14 protein-coding genes are annotated in these 15,338 nt (G+C 62.9%); 4 read left to right on the top strand and 10 right to left on the bottom strand.

Going from position 1 to position 15,338, the window contains the following annotated elements:
* Positions 1 to 134: 134 nt before the first annotated feature.
* The 3 genes from LGH83_RS01645 to LGH83_RS01635 all read left to right on the top strand — a co-directional run bounded on the left by LGH83_RS01645 (position 135) and on the right by LGH83_RS01635 (position 3,160).
* Entirely contained in the window at positions 135 to 560 is a 426-nt protein-coding gene (locus LGH83_RS01645; RefSeq protein ID WP_319799589.1) for a rhodanese-like domain-containing protein, read from the top strand.
* Positions 561 to 615: 55 nt separating this feature from the next.
* On the top strand, positions 616 to 2,202 hold the full coding sequence (gene dnaA, locus LGH83_RS01640; protein WP_227400367.1) for a chromosomal replication initiator protein DnaA: 1,587 nt from the start codon (positions 616 to 618) through the stop codon (positions 2,200 to 2,202).
* A gap of 100 nt (positions 2,203 to 2,302) precedes the next feature.
* Complete coding sequence (locus LGH83_RS01635; protein ID WP_227400366.1) at positions 2,303 to 3,160, top strand: lytic transglycosylase domain-containing protein; 858 nt, start codon at positions 2,303 to 2,305, stop codon at positions 3,158 to 3,160.
* Positions 3,161 to 3,203: 43 nt separating this feature from the next.
* On the opposite strand, the gene LGH83_RS01630 is transcribed toward LGH83_RS01635, so the two are convergent.
* The 6 genes from LGH83_RS01630 to rpmH form a co-directional block, all read right to left on the bottom strand.
* Positions 3,204 to 4,004, bottom strand: coding sequence for a pyrimidine 5'-nucleotidase (locus tag LGH83_RS01630; RefSeq protein ID WP_227400365.1), 801 nt, complete (start codon positions 4,002 to 4,004; stop codon positions 3,204 to 3,206).
* Entirely contained in the window at positions 4,001 to 4,915 is a 915-nt protein-coding gene (gene argB / locus LGH83_RS01625) for an acetylglutamate kinase (RefSeq protein ID WP_227400364.1), read from the bottom strand. The genes LGH83_RS01630 and argB overlap by 4 nt, the downstream gene beginning before the upstream one ends.
* 38 nt (positions 4,916 to 4,953) lie before the next feature.
* The gene (yihA, locus tag LGH83_RS01620; protein WP_131116080.1) at positions 4,954 to 5,607 is read right to left on the bottom strand and encodes a ribosome biogenesis GTP-binding protein YihA/YsxC; all 654 of its coding nucleotides are present in this window, start codon (positions 5,605 to 5,607) and stop codon (positions 4,954 to 4,956) included.
* Between the two features lie 3 nt (positions 5,608 to 5,610).
* The gene (gene yidC, locus LGH83_RS01615) at positions 5,611 to 7,416 is read right to left on the bottom strand and encodes a membrane protein insertase YidC (RefSeq protein ID WP_227400363.1); all 1,806 of its coding nucleotides are present in this window, start codon (positions 7,414 to 7,416) and stop codon (positions 5,611 to 5,613) included.
* 69 nt (positions 7,417 to 7,485) lie between these two features.
* Positions 7,486 to 7,995: a ribonuclease P protein component gene (gene rnpA / locus LGH83_RS01610; RefSeq protein WP_227400362.1), complete on the bottom strand. Its 510-nt coding sequence runs from the start codon at positions 7,993 to 7,995 to the stop codon at positions 7,486 to 7,488.
* Between the two features lie 88 nt (positions 7,996 to 8,083).
* Positions 8,084 to 8,218 carry a 50S ribosomal protein L34 gene (gene rpmH / locus LGH83_RS01605; protein ID WP_131116073.1) on the bottom strand — a complete coding sequence of 45 codons (135 nt, stop codon included), beginning with the start codon at positions 8,216 to 8,218 and terminating at the stop codon, positions 8,084 to 8,086.
* 308 nt (positions 8,219 to 8,526) lie between these two features.
* Between rpmH and LGH83_RS01600 the strand changes: the two genes are divergently transcribed.
* Entirely contained in the window at positions 8,527 to 9,933 is a 1,407-nt protein-coding gene (locus tag LGH83_RS01600) for an FAD-dependent oxidoreductase (protein WP_227400361.1), read from the top strand.
* Positions 9,934 to 9,961: 28 nt separating this feature from the next.
* Here the strand turns inward: LGH83_RS01600 and LGH83_RS01595 are convergent, their stop codons facing one another.
* Genes LGH83_RS01595 through cobA form a run of 4 tightly spaced genes read right to left on the bottom strand, consistent with a single transcriptional unit; the run spans position 9,962 to position 15,313 of the window.
* Positions 9,962 to 12,286 carry a cation:proton antiporter gene (locus tag LGH83_RS01595; RefSeq protein WP_227400360.1) on the bottom strand — a complete coding sequence of 775 codons (2,325 nt, stop codon included), beginning with the start codon at positions 12,284 to 12,286 and terminating at the stop codon, positions 9,962 to 9,964.
* A gap of 11 nt (positions 12,287 to 12,297) precedes the next feature.
* Positions 12,298 to 13,086 (bottom strand): class II glutamine amidotransferase, encoded by a 789-nt coding sequence (locus tag LGH83_RS01590; protein ID WP_227400359.1) that lies wholly within the window; start codon positions 13,084 to 13,086, stop codon positions 12,298 to 12,300.
* A gap of 32 nt (positions 13,087 to 13,118) precedes the next feature.
* Entirely contained in the window at positions 13,119 to 14,501 is a 1,383-nt protein-coding gene (locus LGH83_RS01585; RefSeq protein WP_227400358.1) for a cobyrinate a,c-diamide synthase, read from the bottom strand.
* A complete protein-coding gene (gene cobA / locus LGH83_RS01580; protein ID WP_227400357.1) occupies positions 14,498 to 15,313 on the bottom strand; it encodes a uroporphyrinogen-III C-methyltransferase in 816 nt (271 codons plus the stop codon). Before cobA ends, LGH83_RS01585 begins: the two co-directional genes overlap by 4 nt.
* Positions 15,314 to 15,338 lie beyond the last annotated feature (25 nt).

Raw genomic sequence — 15,338 nt, 5'->3', positions numbered from 1 at the left:
CGATCCTAGTCAGAGTTCCGGGTGTGCGTACTTGGTCTGATGTTCGTTGAGTATCGGCGCGTTCAGCGTTGCTGCCGTTTTCTTTTGTTCTACTTGTAACTGCGGAGCGATCGCTCTGTCGGGAGGATGCTGCAATGTCGATGGGAGCCGGTTACGCAGGCGATATCACTCCGTCGGACGCGTTGGAAAAACTCGAGCAGGATCATCAGGCGATCTTGGTTGACGTTCGTACGACAGCCGAATGGGAGTCGATTGGCGTGCCGGACCTTGCCTCGGTACAATCCGCGCCGGTGCTGATCGAATGGTTGTCCTATCCCTCGATGGCTCCGAATCCAGGCTTCGTCTCTGAGCTGAAGGCTGAACTTGATCGCCGTGGTGCAGACGCCGAAACCCCTCTGCTGTTTTTGTGCCGCTCCGGCGCAAGAAGCGGCGCCGCCGCCAAGGCGATGACGTCGCTTGGTTATGCCAAAAGCTACAACATTGCTGGTGGATTCGAGGGCTCGGCAGCCCAGGGACTGAGTGGTTGGAGGGCCGATGGCCTTCCCTGGAAGCGCCCCTGATCACATCGCGCCGTCCACCCGCCCTTTTCGCCGTTAGCAAAGTCGCCGCCCGCTCATGATCGCTCGACGTGAATCCAATCCGGCCGCCTCGACGCAAGCCGACCCGCTTGCCTCCCGCGCCAACGAGACCACGACCGCCCCGCTGACCCATGCCACTGCCGAGGACGACAAGCGTCGTGATCTGAGTGCCCGATGGTCGAATGCCTGCCTGCGGCTGCGTGCGGAGCTTGGCGACGCCGTCTTCAACGCGTGGTTCGCCCGTCTGGAGCTCGACCGCATCGCCGACGGAACCGCCTATCTGTCGGTTCCGACGACGTTTCTGAAAGCGTGGATCCAATCGCATTATAACGACAAGATGTTGGCGACGCTGAGCACCGAGGCTCCCGAGGTCAAGCGCCTCAGCATCGCGCTCCGCTCATCGTCCCGCGGCCGCGTCGCAGCCGCGCCTGTTTTAACTGAAAAACGCGCCGAGCGCCCATATGACCGCGGCACGGAAAGCTCGCCCAAGCCCCGCCAAGCCGATGACCGCCGCATGCCACAAGCGGACCGCCCCGCCAGTTCTGCTCGCCCGCAGGATGCCGATCACGCAAACGATGCTCCCTCCGGCTCGCCACTCGACCGGCGGCTCACATTTGCGAGCTTTCTGACCGGCAAGTCCAATCAACTGGCTTTTGCGGCGGCTCAACGCGTGGCCCAGGCCCTGCCCGGCGAACCTCTGCTCTATAGCCCGCTTTACATCCACGCCGCCGTGGGACTTGGCAAAACCCATCTGATCCAGGCCGTCGCACATGCGGTGGCCGATAGCGGACGACGCGTCATCTATCTGACGGCCGAAAAGTTCATGTATGGCTTCGTCTCGTCGCTTCGCGCCCAAACCGCCATTGCGTTCAAGGAGCGACTGCGCGCGATCGACGTGCTGATCATCGACGACGTGCAGTTCCTGCAAGGCAAGTCGATCCAGCAGGAGTTCTGCCACACGCTGAACGCCCTGATCGATGATGGCCGGCAAGTGGTCGTCGCGGCCGATCGCCCGCCGGGCGATCTCGAAACACTGGACGAGCGGGTCCGCTCGCGGCTCGCCGGTGGTCTTTGTGTCGAGATGGAGCCTCTCGATGAAGCGCTGCGGTTCAAATTCCTCGAAAACCGCACACTCGCGACGCGCAACGTGCAACCTGGGTTCGAGCTGTCGCCGCAAGTCATTGCTTATGTCGCCAAATCGATCGTCACCAACGGGCGTGATCTTGATGGCGCGGTCAATCGCCTGATGGCGCATGCGACCCTGAACGGCACGCCACACACGATCGAGACAGCGGAAGTCGCGATCCGCGATCTGATCCGAACGCGCGAGCCGAAGCGGGTCAAGATCGAGGACATCCAGAAACTCGTCGCCACTCACTACAACGTGAGCCGCGCCGATATCCTCTCCTCACGGCGGACCGCGACCGTGGTACTGCCGCGCCAGATCGCCATGTATCTCTCGAAGAGCCTCACGCTCCGGTCGCTGCCCGAAATCGGGCGTCGCTTCGGCGGCCGCGATCACACCACCGTGCTTCATGCGGTGCGCAAGATCGAAAACCTTTGTGGCAAAGAGGGAACGTTGGCTGAAGAACTCGAGTTGCTGAAGCGCCTGCTTCAGGATTGATGATCGGATCGTGGGTTGGTCCTGCGAGCGGCATTGACAGCGGCGCGTGCAGCATGAATGTCTGCCGCGTCGTTAGTTCGCGATGGCCCGTGGAGACGTGATGGGTTCGTCGCAAGCCGAAGGAAACCGCCGCCCGATGCGCCTTTTCAAGCGTTTGTTGCCGATCGTCGGCCTGACATTCTCGCTCGCCGCCGGCTCAACGGCCTATGCGGCATCCTGTTCGGATCCAGCGGGGTTCCCGGCTTGGCTCGAGAGCTACAAGACCGAGGCGGCAGCGGCCGGCATTTCGCAAGGAACGATCGACGCGGCTCTCGGGAATGTGACCTACGATCGCGAAACGATCTCGCACGATCGTGGCCAGAAAGTTTTCAAGCAGAGTTTCGAGCAATTCTCGGCCCGTATGGCCAATGCCTATCGCATCAGCAAGGGCAAGAGCCTCATCAAGCGATATGCTGATGTGTTCTCGCGCATCGAGAGCCAATATGGCGTTCCGGCGCCAGTGATCGTTGCGATTTGGGGGCTCGAGACCGACTTTGGTGCGTTCATGGGCAAGTTCGAGACCATTCGGTCGCTTGCGACCCTAGCCTATGACTGCCGGCGCCCAGACAAGTTCCGGGCTGAATTGACCGACGCGCTCCGCATCGTTCAGCGGGGCGACATGAGCCCGTCCTCGATGCGCGGCGCATGGGCGGGTGAAATCGGCCAAACCCAATTTATGCCGTCGTCCTACATCAAATATGCGGTCGATTTCGACGGCAGCGGGCGTCGTGATCTGGTCCATAGCGTTCCCGACGTGCTGGCGTCGACGGCCAAATATCTCCAAGGCTATGGCTGGCAGGCTGGAGCGGGCTGGGATCCGGGCGAGGCTAATTTCGCGGTGATCCAGCAGTGGAATGCAAGCGCGGTCTATTCGCGCACGATCGCGCTTCTGGCCGATAAGATCGCCGGCACCAAGTAGGGACAGCTGCAGCACGACGCGTGTCGTGCTGCATCTGATTTCGCTACGATCCAAGCGGCATGAGATCGATCAGGAACTGAGTCAGGTCGTCGGTGACGAAATCGACATGCGCGTCACCCCCGCCCAGCTGCTCCCAGGCCTCGCGATGGTCTAAACTCGTTGATGTCGGCACGATGAGTGTCGTAAGCATTCCGCGCTCGTGCGGGACGATGAGATTGCGCGACAAATCCTCAAACATGGCGGCGTGGCGCGGGTCGACCGCGTGCTGGGCGAAAAATTTATCGTAAGCCACCGGATCCGGCTTCGGCACGAGATCCGCCGCAACAATATCGAATACATCCTCGAAGAGATCGTTCAGCCCGAGCTGTGCCGCCGTCTTCAGAGCATGGTCGCGCGATCCATTCGTGAGGACCAGCTTGCGACCCGGAAGCCGCGCGATTGCCTGGGCGAGCCGGGGATTGGGGAGCAAGTCGCTCCGGTCGATGTCATGCGCGAAAGCCAGAAACTCGCTATGGCCGATCTTGTGCTCGATCATCAGGCCATGCAGCGACGTGCCATACTGCCGATAGTAATATTTCTGGAGCGCCCGGGCCGATAGCCCATCGATGCCGAACAGGTTCATCAGAAACAGGGTGATCTGACGGTCGATCTGCGGCCAGAGCGTGCTGTCGGCCGGATAAAGTGTGTTGTCGAGGTCGAACACCCAGGTGTGAACATGGCCAAACCGGGACGCGACGTCTTGCGACCGAGCACGTGGAATGGCCGTGCTGATCGTCAGATCATCATGGGTATCGCGCGCAGGCTCGTCGCGCGCGATCGCCAGAGACTTGTCGAGATCAGTCATCGCGTGATCAGCGTGCCGGCTCCGTGGTCGGTCAGCAATTCGAGCAGGACCGCATGTGGGACTTTCCCATCGAGAATCACCACGCCTTCCACGCCTTGATCCAAGGCATAGATGCACGTCTCGACTTTCGGAATCATGCCGCCCGTGATCGTGCCGTCGGCGATCAATCGCCGGATGTCGTCGACCTTCAATTCCTTGATGATCTGCTTATTCTTGTCGAGCACACCTGGAACATCGGTGAGGAACAGCAGACGCTTGGCCTTGAGCGCGCCAGCGATCGCTCCCGCGAACGTGTCGGCGTTGACGTTATAGGTCTCCCCATCCGACCCTTGCGCGACCGGAGCCAACACGGGGATCAGTTCGCGACCCAGGACCTGATCGAGCACCGTGGTGTCGATCCGGTCGGGTTCGCCGACGAAACCAAGGTCCACCTGATCCTCATGATGCGCGTCGTCCTCGCTGACGGGACGCTCGAGCTTCTTGGCCGTGACCATATTGCCGTCTTTACCGCAGAGCCCGATCGCCCGGCCGCCTTCGGCATTGATGAAGCCCACGATCTGCTTGTTGATCGATCCGCAGAGGACCATCTCGACGATCTCGATCGTGGCGCTGTCGGTGACTCGCAGGCCTCCCGAGAATTGCGAGACGATCCCGAGCTTCTTCAGCATCGCGCCGATTTGCGGCCCACCACCATGGACCACCACCGGATTGACGCCCGATTGCTCGAGCAGGACCATGTCGCGTGCGAAATCGCGCGCCACGGTCTCATTCCCCATGGCATGGCCACCATATTTTACGACGACGGTCTGGTCGTCGTATCGGAGCATATGCGGCAGAGCCTGCATCAGGATCTCGGCCTGTTCCTCGGGGCTCCCCTTCGGGGTATCGCTCAGTCTCGGGTTCGTCGGCATGGAATACCCATCGGTGATGCGCGAGGTCAGCAGATGACTCAGCCGGCGCGCTCATGCAAGAGCAGAGCGATACTGGCCCGGAGATCAGCGATGCCCTCGCCCGTTTCAGCAGAGGTGAACAGAACCGTTGGAAAAGCTGCCGGGCGACGCGCCAGCGCCGCTTCCGTCTCGGCGATCCGCTTTGGACGATCCGCCAGTTTGACTTCATCCTGCTTGGTCAGGACGATCGCATAGGAGATCGCGGATTTATCGAAGAGATCCATCATCTCGCCGTCGCTCTCCTTCAGGCCGTGACGGCCATCGACCAAGAGGTAAACGCGCATCAGGGTCGAGCGCCCGCGCAGGAAGTCCCGCATGAGGTTTCCCCAGCTCGCGATCATGGTCTTGCTGACAGCCGCGTAACCGTAGCCCGGCATATCAACGAGACGCAGGTTGTCACCGAGCGCGAAAAAATTCAGCTGCTGAGTCCGGCCGGGCGTGTTCGACGTCCGGGCCAGAGTCTTGCGATTGGTCAGCGCGTTGACGAGCGACGACTTCCCGACATTCGAGCGACCCGCGAAGGCGATCTCCGGCGCAGCGAGCGGTGGCAGAGCCGCCACCGTGGGCGAGCCGAAGATGAAGTCGCAGGATTGCGCGAATAACAGCCGACCCGACTCCGTATGTTCGGCGTAGGCGGGAGCGCTCTCAGTCATGCGTCATGTCCTCCGGAACATGCCCGAAAGATTGTCCCACAGCTCCACCTTCGTGCCGGCACGGCGCATGATCAGATATTGCTGGCAAACCGAGAGCGTGTTGTTCCACGTCCAATAGATCACGAGACCCGATGGGAATGAACTCAGCATGTAGGTGAAGATCACCGGCATCCAGGTGAACATGGTCTTTTGGACCGGGTCCGGCGGTGTCGGGTTCATCTTCATCTGCAGGAACATCGAGACACCCATGATCAGCGGCCAGACGCCGATCATGAGCGGGGTCGGGGGCGTCCAGGGAATCAGGCCGAAGAGATTGAAGACGGATGTCGGGTCAGGAGAGGACAGGTCCTTGATCCATCCGAAAAACGGCGCATGGCGCATTTCGATCGTAATGAAGATGACCTTGTAGAGCGCGAAGAAGACCGGGATCTGCACCACCATCGGCAGACATCCGGCTACGGGATTGATCTTCTCCCGCTTGTAGATCTCCATCGTGGCTTCTTGCTGCTTGGCCTTGTCGTCTGGGAAACGTTCCTTGATGGCCGCCAATTGGGGCTGAACGTTCTTCATCTTGGCCATCGACAGATAGCTGCGGCTGGCGAGCGGGAAGAATAGGCCTTTGATCAAGACGGTGACGATCAGGATCGCGACACCGAAATTGCCAGTAAGCTTATAGAAAAAATCGAGAACCTTGAACAAGGGCTTAGTGATGAAATAGAACCAGCCCCAATCGATCATCAGGTCGAAATTCTTGATACCAAACTCGGCTTGGTATTTGTCGATCGTATTGTTTTCTTTGGCGCCCGCAAAAACGCGCGTGGTCAGGTCGATCGACTGGCCGGGCGCGAGATCCTTCCCGTCTTCGAGAACGTCCGTCTGATAGGTCTTCGGCTGCGCCGCACCATTGACGGAAAAGCGTCCCTTGAACGCTGCATTTTGCTCGGGAACGACGGCCGTCGCCCAATATTTATCCGTGATGCCGATCCAGCCGCCCGTTCCATCCAGGGTGCGCGTGCCGTCGGTCTCCTTCTCCATCGCGTCATATTTGATTTCTTGCACATGGCTGTCGCCGATGACGCCGATCAGACCTTCGTGCAGAACCGCATAGTTCGAGACCTCGGGCTTACCGTGGCGTGAAATCAACGCATAGGGGAAGAGGGTCACGGCGGCCGAACCCTTGTTCTCAACCGTGTCCTTGATCGAAAACAGATATTGATCGTCGACCGAGATCGTCCGGTGGAACGTCAGGCCCTGGCCGTTGTCGTAGGACAGCGTGACAGGCTTTTCGGCGGTCAACCGATCGCTATCGGCGGTCCAGACCGTATCGGCGCCCGGAAGCGCCATGGTGCTGCCTGGCTGTCCGACAAAGCCGACTTCGGCATAATAGGGATGCGGCGAACCCGACGGCGACAACAGTTCGATGATCGGACTGTTCGGATCGGTGGTCAGCCGGTAATTCTTAAGCGCGACATCGTCGATCCGGGCGCCTTTGAGATCGATCGATCCCGACAGGCTGCGCGTATCGAGTGTGATGCGCGGGCTGGCGGCCAAAGCCTCCTGCCGTGTCCTCGTCGCCTCAGGCGTTCCGGCAGCCGGAACAGCGCCGCCGGGGATGATGGCCGGCGAGGCCGCCCCCGTCACGCCCTGCGGTTGCGGGGTGTTCGAGGTGACCTGTGCCTGTTGCTGCGCCTGCACTTGCCGGGCCTTTTGGGCCTGTGGAAAGCCGTAGAAATAGTTCCAGCCGACGATGACCAGAACCGACAGCGCGATCGCCAGGTAAAGGTTCTTGTTGTTGGTTTCATTCACCATGGTTCGATCACTGAACTCGTCGGGGATGAACGTCGTTGCTGACGCGAAGAGAGAGGTAGAAACAATCCGTTAGCCTTTGCGGGGCCGTTCGTCCGGCTGTCTCGTTGACCCGCGCGGCCTCTTCAGTTGCGCGCCGGCCTTGCGCACCGCCGTTTCGAGATCAGCGATCAATCTTGCGAATGGAACCGTCAGAGCTTCGCGGCGCGCGACGATTACATAGTCGGTATCGGGCTCGGTTGAAAGCGCCTTGGCGTGACGTAACGCCTCCTTGAGACGGCGACGGATTCGGTTCCGTTCGACGGCCCCGCCGGTCTTTTTAGTGACCGTGAGTCCGATGCGCGGCTTGAACGGACCAGCCGAATGGTCTGCCTCCACTCGATCGACAGCGACGCGGCCGTCCGGTGATGAAGCGGGAACCGGTCGCTTCGCTGCCTGAAGGGAGAAAAGCGAGAGATGGACCCGCGTCCCGCGTGCGGCTTGCAGGAAGTCGGCGCGTTGCTTCAAGCGCTCCGGAACGCAAAAAGCCTCGCGACTCTCGTTGCGCGAGGCTTTATCGAACGATCCGAGCTGATCAGACATGCTGGAACCCGCAGTCACGATCACGATCGTGTCGGACCGACGTTCGCGAGGAGGAACCCGAACAGTGCCTCGAACGCGCGACGATGGATTAGGCCGACAGCTTCTTGCGACCACGTGCACGACGAGCCGCAATAATGCGGCGGCCGCCGACCGTCTCCATACGAGCCCGGAAGCCATGCCGGCGCTTACGCACGAGCTTGCTGGGTTGGTAGGTCCTCTTCACTGTCTCTGCTCCGGTCCGCTGATGCCCGGCGCCAGAGGCCGTGCTTGAAATGAAACCGACGCCACGACGGTCGGATCAGCCATTGCTCAAAACGCAACGGCGCAATCCTACGGGCGCGACGGCTCGGATAAGATGGGTCTTATAGGAGCAGCCTCGCCAGCAAGTCAATGCGCTGCGGCATGTCGAACGGGACGGCAGATCTGAACTGGGTGCGACAACACCTCTAATCAATTGTAGAGGCCACATAGGCAGCAATGAGCTTTCATCGGAAGACTCGACGCAAGAACAGCCTCAAGCGGAACGCAACCATGACCGACGCCCCCCGGCCTACCATTTTGACGCCGGACCTCTGCATCATCGGCGGCGGCGTCGCCGGATCGGCCATGGCGCTCGCCGCAGCCGCGATCGGCCTCTCCTGCGTGGTCGTGGACGCAGCCCCACGCCTCGGGCGCGGACAGGCGGCCGATCTTGCGCTGGACATGCTGATTCAGAGCGCAAGGACCGCCCTCCCGCATGTGGGCGCCGACGACCGATCATTTGCGATGCTTCGCGATCGAATCGGTCGAGCGGTGGCGGCCGCCTCCGCCAATCACAGCGCGGAGCGGCTCCGCTCGCTGAGCGTGACCTTAATTCAAGCGACAGCGCGATTTGCCGATCCCGATACAATCGCGGCGGGTGACATCCGCATCAAGCCTCGCCGAATCGTGATCGCGACCGGAGGCAAGCCAACGGTGCCACGGCTCGATGCGCTCGACCTCATCCGCTTCTGGTCGACCGATACGATAGCGGCCCTGGCGACCCTACCCCCACGCCTTTCAATTCTCGGTCAGGAACCGCTGGCCTACGAACTAGCCCAAGCGTACCGCCGCCTCGGATCGGAGGTCACGCTCCTTCGAACGGGCGGTCACAGGCTGAACGTCGACGGCGAAATCCTCGTTGCGATCGACTCATCGCTGCACCGCGACGGCGTTGCCATCGTCGATACCGAGGTCCGTGGCGTCCGTCCCAATCGGGACGGCGTCGATATCGTGCTGGCCGACGACGCCGGCACGGTCGTGACGGCGTCACATCTCCTGGTGGCTCAGGGCCGCAAACCTTTCACCGAAAGTCTCGGCCTCGACCGGGGTGAGGTCCGTTGTGTCGACGGCGTTCCGGAGACCCGCCTCGACTTCAGAACCAGCAACCGGCGCGTCTATGCGATCGGCGACGTCGCGGGCGCTCAGATGTCGGCCGCAACGCTCATTCCGATCCAGGTCGGCCTCGTCTTGCGGTCGGCCTTCTTCCGTCAGCCGGTTCGCCTCAAGCCGCAGCTCGTTCCCCGCGTGCTCCGGACGGTCCCGGCCCTCGCCATGGTGGGACACAGTGAGGCGGAAGCCCGGCGCTTGCACCGGGACGTCACGATCCATCGCGCCGCCCTGGCCGACAACGAGCGCGCGATCGCCCGCGGCGTGACGGCGGGACATACGACGATCGTCGCGACCCCCCGCGGCGAGGTACTCGGGGCGAGCATCCTCGGTCCTCGGGCAGAGGATTTGATCGTGCCCTGGGCGATCGCGATCGAGCACGGCATTTCGCTTGGCGACATGGCGGTCCTCGCGCTCCCGCAGCCAAGCCTCAGCGATACATCGCGGCGGGCGGCGCTCGGCTTCGTCGCGGCCCAGTTGCGTCGGCCATGGGTCAAGCGGGCCATGGGTGTGCTCAAGCTTCTCGGCTGATGGTCCTGATCGTCGATGAGCGGATCGTTTATCCCGCCAAGCCGATCCCGCTGTCGTCGACAAGAAGCAGCAGCGAGTGCTGCGATCCTTCGAGCAGGGAGTCGGCCAGGGCGCCGAACAGGACGCGATCGCTGGGCCGCATCGAGACACCCAGCACAATGACCGTATCGCCCGCGCGGCGCGCCTGTCCGAGAATCGCCGCATCCTTATCGGATGCCTGACGCACAACAGGCGTGGCCGTGATGTCGAATCGTGCGGCGAGTGCGGCGGTCTGGCGAAGGATGTCGGAGCCCATCTGCGATTTTGCCTCCGCCGCCGCGGCGCGCCGCCGTTTGCCGCTTCGCGGCGCATCGATCGGGTCGCCGACGAACAAAGCCGTCACAGAGGCGCCGCTCGCGCGGGCCAGTGCAAAGCCAAGTTCCGAGGCGCGGCGCGACGCGCCTGTGCCACTCGTCGGGATCAAAAACTGCAAGGGACCATCGACGGGATCGGTGCGGTGAAGGCCGCGCGCCACGACGATGGCCCGTGCGCCGGAAAACGCTTTTACGACCTCGGCGAGGCGCGGATCGAGACCACCCTCCGGCGTTGTGGCCGGCTCGATGCCGATGATCAGAAGGCCATAACCCTTGCGAGCCTCCGCGCCGACGGCCGCGATCGGGTCGGATCCGGTGATCGGCCGTTCGGTGACGTCCATCGGCACAGCAACCGCGTCATCCTCCGATCCCGGCAAGCGAGCCCTATCCCCGGACGCCATCACACCGGCGCCGGCTTGCTCCAGAACCGGCGGCCTCTGCGACGCATCGAGCGACATAGCCGTGATCGGCAGCGCCTGCCCTCGCCCGAGCAAACCGGCGAGGCGCGAGGCCAATTTGCCACTCGCTCCGTCGTCGACCGCCACCAGCAAGCGCTCGACATTGCTGAGGAAGGCGGTTTTCTCGAACGCTTCCCGGTCCAGCCGCTCGCTCTCGTCCTTGTTCAGCGGCAGCCGCGCCAAGGCCCAGCGCAAGGTCGGCGGCATCGCCATGGTGGTCAAGACCGCCATGGTGACGATCATGGTGAACAGGGTTTTGTCGAGGGCGCCGACCGACAGACCGAGTGTCGCGACGATGACTTCCGTCGAGCCGCGCGCGTTCATGCCGAGTGCCAGAGCGAGACATTCGTCACGCGAGAGGCCGCCGATCTTGCCACCCAGAAACGCGCCGGCGAACTTGCCAAGGCTGGCGATCAGAACGAGGCCGGCCGTCAGGCCCAGCAACGTCGGATCCTTGAGCAGCGTGAGATCTGTCCCGAGGCCCGCGAGGCCGAAGAAAATCGGCGCGAACAGCGCCACCACGAGACCGCGCAATTCGGCTTCGACCTGCTTGGTCAGGATGGGTGATTGCGCCACCAACACGCCGGCCACGAAGGCGCCCAGCACGGTGTTGACGCCGATCGGGTTGGTGATCAGGGCCATGACGCCCATGATGACGAGGATCATGGTGACGGCCGGCACCGCGCTGACCAGGTGGTCGTTCGCCCACCGGATCAGCGCTGCGACGACGCGTCGTCCGAGGGTGGCGCTGACGACAAGAAAGATGATCGTGCCGCCGACCGACCCGACCAGCGCGAAAAGGTTCAGGCCGCCGGGGCGAGCCAGCCCGAACGTTACGGCCACGATGATCCAACCGACCGTATCGTCGATGATGGCCGACGCCACGATGATCTGACCGAGATTGCGACGCATGAAGTGCATCTCGTCGATCACCATCGCGACGATCTTGATCGACGAAATCGACAGAGCGGTGCCGAGAAAGAGGGCCGTGACCACCCTCTGGCTCGGGTTCGGCAAAAGGCTATCGGGCAGGCCATAGAGCCCAAGCAGCACGCCACAACCGAACGGGACCGCGATCCCCATGATCGAAACGCTCGCGGCCGGTCTGCCCACGGAGCGGACCAACCCGACGTCGGTTTCCATGCCGGTCAGCAGCAGCAGAAGCAGCACGCCGAGTTGCGCGACGCCGTCGATCATGGCCCGCTGCGCGTGTTCGGCCGGAAACACAAGATTATGGAGATCGGGGAGCAACAAACCGAATACGGATGGCCCGAGCACGATCCCGGCGAGTAATTGTCCGACGACGGCGGGCTGTCCAAGCCGCAGCATGATCTCGCCGAAGAGACGACCGACGACCAGCAGCGCCACGACTTCGGCTACGAAAATGGCTTCCGACGGCAGCTTGAGGCCGGATTGTCCGTCGGCCGCTAAAGCAGGGCTTGACCAGAGGGCTGTCAGGCCGCCGTGTTGCGCGCAGGCTCCGGCGATCGCGATTGTGCACAAGCCGAGCAGAATTGTGCGACCGCGGATCGGAACCGCCAAACGACCGATGATCAAGCGGCTTGGCGCATCGAATCGTCGAGCCGACTGATGGTCACGGGTGCTCCCGCGCGAGCCACCAGAACGCAATTCTGCGGCACCTCGCGCCACTGCGCCCGCTCGCGATCGAGCGGCTCGGACACGACCATGAGATCATGCTCCGTCTGCCGCCAGTAAAGCGTCGGCGCGCAAGCGTCGGAGGCCCAGCGGAATGCGTAGAGATCCTTGCCATCCGTCAGCGCCAGCGTTGCGCGAAGCGGCTCGGCGATGCGGGCCTCCAGCATCAAGCTATGCACCATCGACAAGGTCGCGATGACGGCCGCGACAGGGTCGTCCCGCAGGCCATGCGCGAAAGCAGCGAGGAACAGAGCTTCCGAATCGGTCGTTCCACTCCGGTAGGGGTAGAGATCGTCCGGAATGAGAGCGTCGAGTTGGCGCTTGATGGCGCAATAATTCCCGATCTGCCCATTGTGCATGAACATATATTTGCCGACCGCGAAGGGGTGGCAATTCGCCCGCGCGGTCGCGGGACCGGTCGAGGCACGCACATGAGCGAAAAACAGCGCCGAACGCACCTGGAAGCAGAGGCTCTTCAGGTTTTCGTCGGACCAGGCGGGGCGGACTTCCCGATAGAGACCGGGTGTTTCACGTTCGCCGTACCAACCAACCCCAAACCCGTCCCCATTGGTGGTGACCTTGGCTTCCGCAGCGCACATCGACTGCGCGATCAGCGAGCGTTCAGGCGTCGCGACGAGGGCGTCGAGATAGATCGGCTGTCCTTGATAGGCGATCCAACGACACATCGACGACCCCGCAACGGTCCGGAAATTGAAGCTTAATTTCGCTCTTTCGAACTTAACGGGAGCTTAACGGCGCTGCCAAGGCCGCTCTCCTCCCGCAGTGCGGCAATCGCATGAAAGAAGCTGCCTGTGACATTTCCACGACGGGTTCCGGACAGCGTTGGTGGAGAAGCATAAGCATCCTGCACGCTTGCCAGCGCAGCATCGCCGCCGTCGCTCGTCACGGTCGCATAATGAAATTCATGCCCGCGCAGTCGCGTACCGGCAGGACCGAAGCGACTATCGGCCAGCAGACTTGCGTCGCGATAGCCGAGATGGAGCTTGCGGGTGCCGAAGCTCGTCTCGAGACCGAGCAAGCCCAGCATCGCATGTGCCGTCCCACTCGCATCCGTAAGTGACCGACCCAAAACCATGTAGCCGCCGCACTCGCCATGCACCGGCCGGCTCGTGGCGACCGTCCGCATGCCATCCAGAAAGTGGCGACAGGACGCCAATTGCGCGGCGTGCAATTCGGGGTAGCCGCCCGGCAGCCACGCGCAATCGCAGTCAGTGGCAGGTGCTTCATCGGCCAGCGGCGAGAAGAAACTCAAGGCCGCACCGGCATCTCGCCAGCCAGTCAGAACATGCGGGTACAAAAACGAAAAGGCTGAATCCCGCGCGATGGCGATGTGTTGGCCCGGAGGTCGAACCGGCACGGCGTCATGCGCCGCCGCATCCGGTTGTCCCCGCGTCGCGAGCGCGAGGACGGCATCAAGGTCGACATGCGCCTCGACGAAATCCGCCATCGCGTCGAGCCGGGTCATGAGTTCTGTGGTTTCCTCCGCCTGCACCAAGCCGAGGTGGCGCTCCGGCAGTGCAATGGCGCTCGATCGCGGGAGAGCGCCCAGCACCGGCAGCCCGAAGCTCGCGATGCCGTCAGTCACCAGCCGCCGATGCCGCTCGCTGCCGACGCGATTCAGCACGACGCCCGCGATGCGGATGCGGGGGTCATAATCACGACATCCCTTGATCTGCGCGGCGGCCGACTGAGATTGGCCACCGACATCGTGGATCAACAGCACCGGCCAGCCGAGGGCCGCCGCGACATCGGCACTCGATCCGCTGCGGCCCGCCTCTGCCGGGACGCCATCGAACAACCCCATCAACCCCTCGCAGATTACGAGATCGCATTCCGCTCCGGAGCGCGCCGCGAGAGCGGTCACGAGCGACGGCTCCATGGCCCAGGTATCGAGGTTGAAGCTCGGACGGCCGGTCGCGGCCGCATGGAAGGCGGGATCGATATAATCCGGCCCACATTTGGCTCCGGCCACACGCAGGCCGCGCCGGGCGAACGCGCGGAGCAGGCCAAGCGTCAGCGTGGTTTTGCCGCTGCCTGAGCGCGGGGCCGCGATGACGAAACCGGGTGTTGCAGGGATCATGCAAGATCCTCGAGTGTGATCGCGTAGGGCGCGAGAACATCGTGCAGGCGGACGATATCGCCGATCGCCACGATCGCCGGGGCTCCGAGACCACGCTCCCTCGCATCGACCTTGGCACGCTGAAGCGTGGTGATGAGGATGCGCTGGCGAGCCGACGTCGCATCGGTCACGATCGCGACCGGCGTCTCGGGCGAAAGCCCCCCCTCGATCAAGCCGGCCGCGATGCCGTCGAGGAACGTCATGCCCATGTAGAGGATGATCGGCAGTCCGGTCCGGGCCAGCGCAGCCCAATCGTTGGTGTCGACAGCGCCCCCGGCCGAGTGGCCGGTTGCCAGGATCACGGCCCGGTTGGTGTCGCGTGTGGTTGCCGGAATGGCCGCATAGGCGAGGCCGCCGATGCCGGCCGTGATGCCCGGGACGACGCGGAACGGGATGCCGGCAGCCGCCAAGGCCAAGGCTTCTTCGCCGCCGCGACCGAAGACGAACGGATCGCCGCCCTTCAACCGGAGCACGCGATGCCCCGCCAAAGCCAGTTCGATCAGGCGCTTGCTGATATCCCGCTGTTTGGGCGACGGCAAGCCGCCTCGCTTGCCGGCGAATTCGCGCAAAGCGTCGGGGCGCGCGAAGCCGAGCACAACATCGCCGACGAGCGCGTCGTAAACCACCACATCGGCTTGCCTCAACCCGTTCAACGCATGCAGCGTCAATAGGCCCGGATCGCCCGGCCCTGCGCCAACCAGCCACACCGTCCCGGGTTCGAGGCACGGGAGGGAGAGGTCGGCAAGCGCGTTGGCGAACGAAAAGTCGCTCATCGGGCCGCAACCCTGTTCAGGCCGC

It is taken from the genome of Lichenihabitans sp. PAMC28606, assembly GCF_020616535.1.
GTDB classification, from domain to species: Bacteria; Pseudomonadota; Alphaproteobacteria; order Rhizobiales; family Beijerinckiaceae; genus Lichenihabitans; species Lichenihabitans psoromatis.
Note: the sequence above shows the minus strand (reverse complement) of the source record. Positions and strands in the feature narration are given on the sequence as shown.

What these genes read in the sequence shown, in the direction of transcription:
- cobA (WP_227400357.1), bottom strand. Translation starts at nt 15,313, where the DNA reads ATGAGCGACTTTTCGTTCGCCAACGCGCTTGCCGACCTCTCCCTCCCG.
- LGH83_RS01585 (WP_227400358.1), bottom strand. Translation starts at nt 14,501, where the DNA reads ATGATCCCTGCAACACCCGGTTTCGTCATCGCGGCCCCGCGCTCAGGC.
- LGH83_RS01645 (WP_319799589.1), top strand. Translation starts at nt 135, where the DNA reads ATGTCGATGGGAGCCGGTTACGCAGGCGATATCACTCCGTCGGACGCG.
- argB (WP_227400364.1), bottom strand. Translation starts at nt 4,915, where the DNA reads ATGCCGACGAACCCGAGACTGAGCGATACCCCGAAGGGGAGCCCCGAG.
- rnpA (WP_227400362.1), bottom strand. Translation starts at nt 7,995, where the DNA reads ATGTCTGATCAGCTCGGATCGTTCGATAAAGCCTCGCGCAACGAGAGT.
- yihA (WP_131116080.1), bottom strand. Translation starts at nt 5,607, where the DNA reads ATGACTGAGAGCGCTCCCGCCTACGCCGAACATACGGAGTCGGGTCGG.
- yidC (WP_227400363.1), bottom strand. Translation starts at nt 7,416, where the DNA reads ATGGTGAATGAAACCAACAACAAGAACCTTTACCTGGCGATCGCGCTG.
- LGH83_RS01630 (WP_227400365.1), bottom strand. Translation starts at nt 4,004, where the DNA reads ATGACTGATCTCGACAAGTCTCTGGCGATCGCGCGCGACGAGCCTGCG.
- LGH83_RS01635 (WP_227400366.1), top strand. Translation starts at nt 2,303, where the DNA reads ATGGGTTCGTCGCAAGCCGAAGGAAACCGCCGCCCGATGCGCCTTTTC.
- dnaA (WP_227400367.1), top strand. Translation starts at nt 616, where the DNA reads ATGATCGCTCGACGTGAATCCAATCCGGCCGCCTCGACGCAAGCCGAC.
- LGH83_RS01600 (WP_227400361.1), top strand. Translation starts at nt 8,527, where the DNA reads ATGACCGACGCCCCCCGGCCTACCATTTTGACGCCGGACCTCTGCATC.
- LGH83_RS01590 (WP_227400359.1), bottom strand. Translation starts at nt 13,086, where the DNA reads ATGTGTCGTTGGATCGCCTATCAAGGACAGCCGATCTATCTCGACGCC.